Below are 8,713 nucleotides of genomic sequence, written 5' to 3'. Positions count from 1 at the left end.
CCGGCTCGCTGGCCGAGCTCGGCGAGCGCCAGGGCGGCGTCCCCCGCGGCGAGGCGACGGTGCTGACCCCGCGCGAGCACGAGGTGCTGGCCCTGGTCGCGCTGGGCCGCAGCAACGGCGAGATCGCCGCCCAGCTGTTCATCAGCGCCAAGACCGCGTCCGTGCACGTCTCCAACATCCTGGCCAAGCTCGGCGCGTCCACCCGCACCGAGGCCGCCGCCATCGCCCGGCGCGACGGGCTGCTCGCCGGCTGAGCCGCGCGGCCGGCTCGGTGACCCGCGGGTAGCATCGCGACGTGCCGTTCTCCCGCTTCGTCGCCCTGGGCGACTCGTTCACCGAGGGGGTCGGCGACCCCGACCCCACCCTGCCCAACGGCGTCCGGGGGTGGGCCGACCGGCTCGCTGCCGCGCTCGACCGCTCCAGCCCGGGGCTGCAGTACGCGAACCTGGCCATCCGCGGCCGCAAGCTCGCGGGCATCCTCGACGAGCAGATCGACCCCGCCGTCGCGATGCAGCCGGACCTGGTGACGATCTACGCCGGCGGCAACGACCTGCTCCGCCCGCGGGTCGACATCGACGGCCTCGTCGCCCGCTACCGCGAGGCGGTCGGCCGGCTCGCGGCCACGGGAGCCACGGTGGCCGTCTTCACCGCGGCCGACCCCGGCAGCGCCCCGGTCTTCGGCGCCATGCGCGGCCGCTTCGCGCTCTACAACGAGCTGGTCCGCGCGATGGTCGACGAGCTCGGGGTCACGCTCGTCGACTTCTGGCGCCTGCACGACTACGAGGACGAGCGGCTGTGGGACGTCGACCGGCTGCACATGAGCGCCGCCGGGCACCAGCGCATGGCGATCGCCGTGGCGGACGCGCTCGGCGTCGAGCACGACCTCGAGCCGCTGCCGCTCACGCCGCTGGCGGTGCGCACCCCGGCCGAGCGCCGGGCCGAGAACCTGGCCTGGACCCGCGCCCATGTGGCGCCCTGGGTCAAGCGCCGGCTCACCGGCAGGTCGTCGGGCGACCTGCTCGACCCGCGCCGTCCCGCGCTCGCGCCGGTCGGCTGAGGCTTCCGCTGGGCGAAAGTCCGGCGTTGTGACGTGCGGCACCCGGCGAGATGATGCGGGCATGTCCTCGCTCACTCCTGCCCGTACCCAGGTGGCCGTCGTCGGGGCGGGCCCCGCGGGTCTCATGCTCACGCACCTGCTCTCGCTCGCCGGCATCGAGAGCGTCGCGATCGACACCCGTACGCGCGAGGAGATCGAGCAGACGCACCGGGCGGGCATCCTCGAGCAGGACTCGGTCGACCTGCTGGTCGACACCGGCGTCTCCGACCGCGTGCACCGTGACGGGTACCGCCACGACGGCATCGAGCTGGCCTTCGGCGGGGAGAGCCACCGCATCGACTTCCAGGGACTGGTCGGCGCGGCCACGCAGCTGTACCCGCAGACCGACGTGTTCATCGACCTGGCCGACGCCCGGCAGCGCGACGGCGGGGACGTCCGGTTCGGCGTGACCGACGTGAGCGTCGGCGACCTGGGCTCCGACGCCCCGTTCGTGCGCTTCACCGATGCCGAGGGCGTCGCGCGCGAGCTGCGGGCCGACTTCCTGGTCGGCACCGACGGCTCGCGCAGCCTGTGCCGCCGCGAGGTGCCCGAGGCCGAGCGCCGTCAGTACTTCCGCGAGTACCCGTTCGCCTGGTTCGGCATCCTCGCCGAGGCCCCGCCGAGCGCCCCCGAGCTCATCTACAACCACTCCGAGCACGGCTTCGCGCTGATCAGCCAGCGCACCGAGACCCTGCAGCGCATGTACTTCCAGTGCGACCCGGGCGAGGACGCCGACGCGTGGTCCGACGACCGGATCTGGAGCGAGCTGCAGCGTCGCGTCGGGGCCAACGGCCACGTGCTCAAGGAGGGGCCGATCACCTCGCGCACGGTGCTGCCGTTCCGCAGCTTCGTGCAGGAGCCGATGCACCACGGCCGCATGGTCCTGGCCGGCGACGCCGCGCACACCGTCCCGCCGACCGGGGCGAAGGGGCTCAACCTCGCCCTCGCGGACGTCCGCGTGCTGGCCGAGGAGCTCGAGCGGGCGGTGGCGGCGGGCGACCCGGCGCCGTTCGCCGACTACAGCCGGCGCGCGCTGGACCGGGTGTGGAAGGCCCAGCACTTCTCGTACTGGATGACCACGATGCTGCACACGCTGCCGGACGCGACGCCGTTCGACGTCCGCCGCCAGCAGGGCGAGCTCGCCGCGGTCACGTCGTCGACGGCCGGCTCGACGTTCCTGGCCGAGGCCTACACCGGCTGGCCGCGGCGCGCCTGACGCCCGGCGTGCTAGAACGTCCCCGTGACGACGTCCCCCTGGCCCCGTCGCGTCGGTGACCTGCTCCTGCGCGACGCCACCGAGAGCGACCTCGACCGCCTGGTGGAGCTGCGCAACGACCCGGGCGTGAACCGCTGGACCGTCCGCACGCACGTGCCACCGGACGTCCTGCGGCGTGAGTGGCTCGCCGTGCCGGCGAACGAGTCCGAGTTCTCCTGCCTCGTCGAGGTCGAGGGGGAGCTCGCCGCCCTGGGGTTCCTGGACGTCCAGGACGGCAGCGGGCAGCCGGGCGTCCCCGGGTCCACGGACGGCCTGATCGGCTACCTGGTCGACCCCGCGCACGCCGGTCGCGGCGTCGCCACCGCCCTGGCCCGCGAGCTGCTCGCCGTCGCCTTCGACCACCTGGGTCTGCGTCGCGTGACGGCGGTCTGCTTCAGCGAGAACGCGGCCTCCGCCCGGGTGCTGGAGAAGGCCGGCATGCGACGCGAGGCGCACCACGTGCAGGACTGCTGGCGTGCCGAGGGCGGCTGGTCCGACAGCTTCGTCTACGCCCTGCTGCGCACGGAGTGGGAGGCCGTCCGTCGACCCGGCTAGGCCGGTGGGGTCAGCGCGTCGCGCACCGGCACGAGCTTGGCCTGGGTCTCGGCCAGCTCGGACTCGGGCACGGAGTCGGCCACGATGCCGCAGCCGGCGAACAGCCGCACGGACGTGGGGGAGTCGAGCACGGCCGAGCGCAGGCCGATGCCCCACTCGCCGTCGCCGCGGGCGTCCACCCAGCCGACCGGGCCGGCGTAGCGTCCGCGGTCGAAGCCCTCGATCTCGTCGATGAGCGCCACCGCCGTCGGGGTGGGGGTGCCGCCGACCGCCGCGGACGGGTGCAGCGCCGCGGCCAGCGAGAGGGCGCCGTCCCCCTCGCGCACGACGCCCGTCACGTCGGTGGCCAGGTGCATGACGTTGGGCAGGTGCAGCACGAACGGAGACTCGGGCACGTTCATGCTCTGGCAGTGCGGGGCGAGCGCCTCGGCGACCGAGCGCACGGCGTACTCGTGCTCCTCGAGGTCCTTGCTGGAGCGGGCGAGGGTCGCCGCCAGGGCCAGGTCGCGCTCGTCGTCGCCCGTGCGCCGCACGGTGCCGGCCAGGACGCGCGAGGTCACCAGACCGCGCTCGAGGCGCACCAGCATCTCGGGCGTGGCCCCGAAGAACCCGTCGACGTGGAACGTCCAGCAGCTCGGGTAGGTCTCGGCCAGGCGCGACAGCGGCCAGCGGACGTCCAGCGGCTCGTCGGTCTCGGCGAGACCTCGCGGGCCAGCACGACCTTGTCCAGGTCGCCGGCCGTGATGCGGCGGACGGCCTCGGCGACCAGGCCCTCCCACGTCGCGCCGTCGACCGCGCCGTCGGAGAAGCGGGTGCCGACCGGGGCGGCCGGCTCGGGCTGCGTGACGAGGTCGGGCAGCGGACGCAGCGACGTGCCGACGACGGTGACCCAGCAGACGCCGTCACGGCGCCCGACCACGACCTCGGGCACGACGAGCAGGCTGTCCTTGCCCTGGTCGCTGAACGCGAAGGAGCCGAACGCCACGAGCCCGGAGCCGGGCCGGTCGACCTCGTCACGCACCACGGCGGTGCGGGCGACCTCGCGCCACCAGGTGCGTGCGTCGGTGAAGCGGTCGGGGCCGGCCGCCGCGAACGACGCCACGCGGCCCCAGCCGACCAGGCCGTCCTCGCCGTGCACCCAGGCCAGCAGCTGCGGGTCGTCGGGCAGGAGGTCGACGAGCGAGCCGGGGTCGTCCACCGGCACCGTGCGCACCACGAGCGGGGCGCTGGCGCCCTCGAGCGCAGGGTTCGTCACGGCGGCGAGCCTACCCGTGGGAAGGTTGGGGGGTGAGCCGAGCCAGCCTGGAGAAGCAGCCGCACGAGGTCGCCGCGATGTTCGACCAGGTGGCCAAGCGCTACGACCTGACGAACGACGTCCTGTCGCTCGGGCAGGACCGTCGCTGGCGCTCGCGCGTCGTCGAGCTGGTCGACCCGCAGCCCGGCGAGCGCATCCTCGACCTGGCCGCCGGCACCGGCACGTCCAGCAAGCCGTTCGCCGACGCGGGCGCGCACGTCGTGCCCTGCGACTTCTCGCTCGGCATGCTCGACGTGGGCAAGCAGCAGCAGCCCGGCCTGCCGTTCGTGGCCGGTGACGGCATGCGCCTGCCGTTCGCCGACGACTCGTTCGACGCGGTGACGATCTCGTTCGGCCTGCGCAACGTCCAGGACCCGCTGGAGGCCTTGCGCGAGCTGCGCCGCGTCACGCGTCCGGGCGGACGCGTCGTGGTGTGCGAGTTCAGCCGCCCGACGTGGGCGCCGTTCGCGACGATCTACTCCAACTACCTCATGCGCGCGCTGCCGCCGGTCGCCCGGGCGGTCAGCTCGAACCCCGACTCGTACGTCTACCTGGCCGAGTCGATCCAGGCCTGGCCCGACCAGCGGGGCCTCGCCCTGCGCATGGTCGAGGCCGGCTGGGGCCGCGTCGACTGGGTCAACCTCAGCGGCGGCATCGTCGCCCTGCACCGCTCCGTCAAGCCGTAGCCCGCCCGGCCCCGGTCTACCTGGGGCCCCAGGTGTTCTCGACGCCCCCAGGACTGCAGACCTGGGAGCGTCCGGTCTACCTGGGGCCCCAGGTAGACCGGAGAACCCGGGAACGCCGCGGAGTGCGTGTGACGGGGCTCACCTCTGACCCTCGTCCGTGCCTAGGGTGGTCTCGACAGCGCATGTGATTTGTTTCACAAGCGGACGAGGGACCCGGCGGAGGCAGACCGATGGGTGAGTACGCACCGATCCGGGTGCTCGGCGCGATCGCGGCCGGCTTCGCGATCTTCAGCGTCGCGATCGCTCCGCTGACCGGCCCGCGCCGCTACAACCGCGCCAAGCTCGACCGCTACGAGTCCGGCATCCAGCCGACGCCGGTGCCCGAGGGCGGCGGACGCATCCCGGTGAAGTACTTCTTCACCGCGATGATGTTCATCGTCTTCGACATCGAGATCGTCTTCCTCTACCCGTTCGCCGTCGCCTTCGACGCGCTGAGCTGGTTCGCGGTCCTCGCGGTGCTGCTGTTCCTGGTCAACATCACCGTCGCGTACGCCTACGAGTGGCGTCGGGGAGGCATGGCATGGGACTAGAGGAGAAGCTGCCCAGCGGCGTCCTGCTGAGCACCGTCGAGGGCCTGGCCGGCTACATGCGCAAGGCCTCGTTCTGGCCGGCGACGTTCGGCCTGGCCTGCTGCGCGATCGAGATGATGACGTTCGGGGCGCCGCGCTACGACTCGTCGCGCTTCGGCATGGAGGTGTTCCGGCCCTCGCCGCGCCAGGCCGACCTCATGATCGTGGCCGGACGCGTGAGCCAGAAGATGGCGCCCGTCCTGCGCCAGATCTACGACCAGATGGCCGAGCCCAAGTACGTGCTGGCCATGGGCGTGTGCGCGAGCTCGGGCGGGATGTTCAACAACTACGCGATCGTCCAGGGCGTCGACCACGTCGTGCCGGTCGACATGTACCTGCCCGGCTGCCCGCCGCGGCCCGAGATGCTCATCGACGCGATCTTCAAGCTCCACGACAAGGTGCAGCACACCAAGCTCGGCGCCCACCGCGCCGCCGAGATCGCCGAGGACGAGCAGGTCGCGCTCACCGCCCTGCCGACGCAGCTGCAGAAGGGCCTGCTGCGATGACCGAGTCCACCGGCGGCACGCAGGACCAGGGCGTCGACACCCGCGAGGCCCTCGTCCGGGCCGAGCGCACCGAGCTCAAGGTCGTGGACGTCCGCGAGGGCATGTTCGGCGCCCGCGACGGCGCCGACACCAGCGGCTACGGCGGCCTGCGCCGTCCGGTCGCGTTCCCGACGCCGACCCCGCCGCCGTACGGCGGCTGGTTCGACCAGGTCGCCGAGGCATTCGTCCGCGGCGTCGACGGCGGGACGCTCGAGGGCATCGTCGTCGACCGTGGCGAGCTGACGTTCCAGGTCCGGCGCGAGCACCTGCTCGGGGCGCGCGCCACCTGCGCGACGAGCCGAGCCTGCGCTTCGAGGTGCTCAGCAGCCTGTCCGGCGTCCACCTGCCGGGCGACGAGGGCGCCGAGCTGCACGTCGCGCTGCACCTGCTCTCGATGACCCACAACCGCCGCGTCCGGGTCGAGACCACCTGCCCGGACGCGGACCCGCACGTGCCCAGCGTCGTCAGCGTCTACCCGACCGCGGACTGGCACGAGCGCGAGACGTGGGACATGTTCGGCGTCGTCTTCGACGGCCACCCGGCGCTGACCCGCATCCTCATGCCCGACGACTGGCCCGGCCACCCCCAGCGCAAGGACTACCCCTTGGGCGGCATCCCCGTGGAGTACAAGGGGGCCACCGTGCCTCCGCCGGACGAGCGGAGGTCGTACTCGTGACCAGCGACCCGTACGCGACCAGCACCGAGACCACCGAGGGTCCGGTCTTCACCGTCACCGGCCAGGACTGGGACACCATGACGCCGCCGGCGTCGAGGGCGACCGGCTCGTGGTCAACATGGGCCCGCAGCACCCGAGCACCCACGGCGTGCTCCGGCTGGTCCTCGAGATCGACGGCGAGACCGTCACCGACGCCCGGGCCGGCATCGGCTACCTGCACACCGGCATCGAGAAGAACATGGAGTACCGCACCTGGACCCAGGGCGTCACCTTCTGCACCCGCATGGACTACGTCGCCCCGTTCTCCAACGAGGCGGTCTACGTGCAGGCGGTCGAGCGGCTGCTCGGCATCGAGGACGAGGTGCCCGAGAAGGCAAAGGTGCTGCGGGTGCTCCTGCTCGAGCTCAACCGCATCTCCAGCCACCTCGTGTGCATCGCCACGGGCGGCATGGAGCTCGGCGCTCTCACGGTCATGACCTGCGGCTTCCGCGACCGCGAGCTGATCCTCGACGTCTTCGAGACCATCACCGGCCTGCGCATGAACCACGCGTACTTCCGCCCCGGCGGCGTCGCCCAGGACCTGCCGCCCGGTGCCCTCGACAAGGTCCGCGAGACCGTGGCGCTGCTGCGCAAGCGGCTGCCCGAGTACGCCGCCCTGTGCAACGCCAACCCGATCTTCAAGGCCCGGCTCGTGGACGTCGGCCACCTCGACCTGGCCGGCTGCCTGGCCCTGGGCATCACCGGCCCGGTGCTGCGCTCGACCGGGTACGCCTGGGACCTGCGCCGTACCCAGCCCTACTGGGACTACGAGACGTACGAGTTCGACGTCGCCACCTGGGAGCAGCCCGACGCCTACGGACGCTTCCGGGTGCGCCAGGACGAGATGTGGCAGTCGCTGCGCATCGTCGAGCAGTGCGTCGACCGGCTCGCCCGCATGGAGGGCGCACCGGTCATGGTCGCCGACAAGAAGATCGCCTGGCCCGCGCGGCTCAGCGTCGGCAGCGACGGTCAGGGCAACAGCCCCGAGCACATCGCGCACATCATGGGCGAGTCGATGGAGGCCCTGATCCACCACTTCAAGCTGGTGACCGAGGGCTTCCGCGTGCCGGCCGGGCAGGTCTACACGGCCATCGAGGCGCCGCGCGGCGAGATCGGCTGCCACCTCGTCTCCGACGGCGGCACGCGCCCGTACCGCGCCCACTTCCGCGACCCGTCCTTCGTCAACCTGCAGGGCACGTCGGTGATGAGCGAGGGCGGCATGCTCAGCGACGTCATCGTCGCCGTCGCGTCCATCGACCCCGTGATGGGAGGCGTCGACCGATGAGCACCCCCACGACCGGTCACCTGCCCGGCGACCCCGGACGTCCGCTGGCCGAGCCCGTCGCGTCGCCGCCGAGCGACGCGCCCCCGCTGCCTGACGCCACGCTCGCCGAGCTGCGCGAGCTGGCCGCCCGCTACCCGCAGCCGCGCAGCGCCCTGCTGCCGATGCTGCACCTCGTGCAGTCGGTCCAGGGCTGCGTGACCAGCCAGGGCATCGAGACCTGCGCGGAGCTGCTCGGGCTCAGCGCGGCCGAGGTGAGCGGCGTCGCGACCTTCTACACGATGTACAAGCGCCGCCCGATGGGCACGCACCACGTGGGCGTCTGCACCAACACGCTGTGCGCGGTGATGGGCGGCGACGAGATCTTCCAGCGGCTCTGCGCGCACCTGGACGTCGGCAACGACGAGACCACCGCCGACGGCGTCATCTCGCTCGAGCACATCGAGTGCAACGCCGCCTGCGACTACGCCCCGGTCGTCACCGTGAACTGGGAGCTGTTCGACGGCCAGACCCCCGACTCCGCCGTGGACCTGGTCGACCGGCTGCGCCGGGGCGAGCCGGTGCAGGCCACGCGCGGCGCCACGATCACCAGCTGGCGCGACGCCGAGCGCGTCCTGGCCGGCTTCGAGGACGGGCTGGCCGACGAGGGGCCGGCC

At 72.8% G+C, this 8,713-nt stretch carries 10 protein-coding genes and 2 pseudogenes; 10 read left to right on the top strand and 2 right to left on the bottom strand.

Features of this window, described 5'->3' with window-relative positions:
* The 4 genes from AC2W7G_RS04815 to AC2W7G_RS04800 all read left to right on the top strand — a co-directional run.
* A partial coding sequence (locus tag AC2W7G_RS04815; protein WP_485867433.1) for a helix-turn-helix domain-containing protein occupies positions 1-254 on the top strand: 254 nt, incomplete at its 5' end.
* Between the two features lie 41 nt (positions 255-295).
* Positions 296-1,057 carry an SGNH/GDSL hydrolase family protein gene (locus AC2W7G_RS04810; RefSeq protein ID WP_485867432.1) on the top strand — a complete coding sequence of 254 codons (762 nt, stop codon included), beginning with the start codon at positions 296-298 and terminating at the stop codon, positions 1,055-1,057.
* Between the two features lie 61 nt (positions 1,058-1,118).
* Entirely contained in the window at positions 1,119-2,312 is a 1,194-nt protein-coding gene (locus AC2W7G_RS04805) for a 4-hydroxybenzoate 3-monooxygenase (RefSeq protein ID WP_485867431.1), read from the top strand.
* Between the two features lie 24 nt (positions 2,313-2,336).
* Complete coding sequence (locus tag AC2W7G_RS04800) at positions 2,337-2,906, top strand: GNAT family N-acetyltransferase (protein ID WP_485867430.1); 570 nt, start codon at positions 2,337-2,339, stop codon at positions 2,904-2,906.
* On the opposite strand, the gene AC2W7G_RS04795 is transcribed toward AC2W7G_RS04800, so the two are convergent.
* Positions 2,903-3,559: an isochorismate synthase gene (locus AC2W7G_RS04795; RefSeq protein WP_485867434.1), complete on the bottom strand. Its 657-nt coding sequence runs from the start codon at positions 3,557-3,559 to the stop codon at positions 2,903-2,905. The genes AC2W7G_RS04800 and AC2W7G_RS04795 overlap by 4 nt on opposite strands.
* Positions 3,463-4,161 (bottom strand): hypothetical protein, encoded by a 699-nt coding sequence (locus tag AC2W7G_RS04790; protein WP_485867429.1) that lies wholly within the window; start codon positions 4,159-4,161, stop codon positions 3,463-3,465. Before AC2W7G_RS04790 ends, AC2W7G_RS04795 begins: the two co-directional genes overlap by 97 nt.
* Before the next feature lie 32 nt (positions 4,162-4,193).
* Here AC2W7G_RS04790 and AC2W7G_RS04785 point away from each other — a divergent pair, with 32 nt between their 5' ends.
* The 6 genes and pseudogenes from AC2W7G_RS04785 to nuoE all read left to right on the top strand — a co-directional run.
* The gene (locus AC2W7G_RS04785; RefSeq protein WP_485867428.1) at positions 4,194-4,886 is read left to right on the top strand and encodes a demethylmenaquinone methyltransferase; all 693 of its coding nucleotides are present in this window, start codon (positions 4,194-4,196) and stop codon (positions 4,884-4,886) included.
* A 230-nt stretch (positions 4,887-5,116) separates the two neighbouring features.
* Positions 5,117-5,476 carry an NADH-quinone oxidoreductase subunit A gene (locus AC2W7G_RS04780; protein ID WP_485867427.1) on the top strand — a complete coding sequence of 120 codons (360 nt, stop codon included), beginning with the start codon at positions 5,117-5,119 and terminating at the stop codon, positions 5,474-5,476.
* Entirely contained in the window at positions 5,467-6,021 is a 555-nt protein-coding gene (locus AC2W7G_RS04775; protein ID WP_485867426.1) for a NuoB/complex I 20 kDa subunit family protein, read from the top strand. The genes AC2W7G_RS04780 and AC2W7G_RS04775 overlap by 10 nt, the downstream gene beginning before the upstream one ends.
* A gap of 101 nt (positions 6,022-6,122) precedes the next feature.
* A pseudogene (locus AC2W7G_RS04770) lies at positions 6,123-6,736 on the top strand (NADH-quinone oxidoreductase subunit C).
* Positions 6,733-8,060: pseudogene (locus AC2W7G_RS04765) on the top strand (NADH-quinone oxidoreductase subunit D). Before AC2W7G_RS04770 ends, AC2W7G_RS04765 begins: the two co-directional pseudogenes overlap by 4 nt.
* Positions 8,057-8,713 (top strand): NADH-quinone oxidoreductase subunit NuoE (nuoE, locus tag AC2W7G_RS04760; protein WP_485867425.1); only part of this gene is annotated, 657 nt, incomplete at its 3' end. The pseudogene AC2W7G_RS04765 and the gene nuoE, both read left to right, overlap by 4 nt.

Source organism: Aeromicrobium sp. PFPM2_SD2 (genome assembly GCF_057364525.1).
This window is presented reverse-complemented; position numbering and strand designations above follow the sequence as displayed.

Coding starts and splice junctions, on each gene's coding strand:
- AC2W7G_RS04805 (WP_485867431.1), top strand. CDS start 1,119: ATGTCCTCGCTCACTCCTGCCCGTACCCAGGTGGCCGTCGTCGGGGCG.
- AC2W7G_RS04775 (WP_485867426.1), top strand. CDS start 5,467: ATGGGACTAGAGGAGAAGCTGCCCAGCGGCGTCCTGCTGAGCACCGTC.
- AC2W7G_RS04780 (WP_485867427.1), top strand. CDS start 5,117: ATGGGTGAGTACGCACCGATCCGGGTGCTCGGCGCGATCGCGGCCGGC.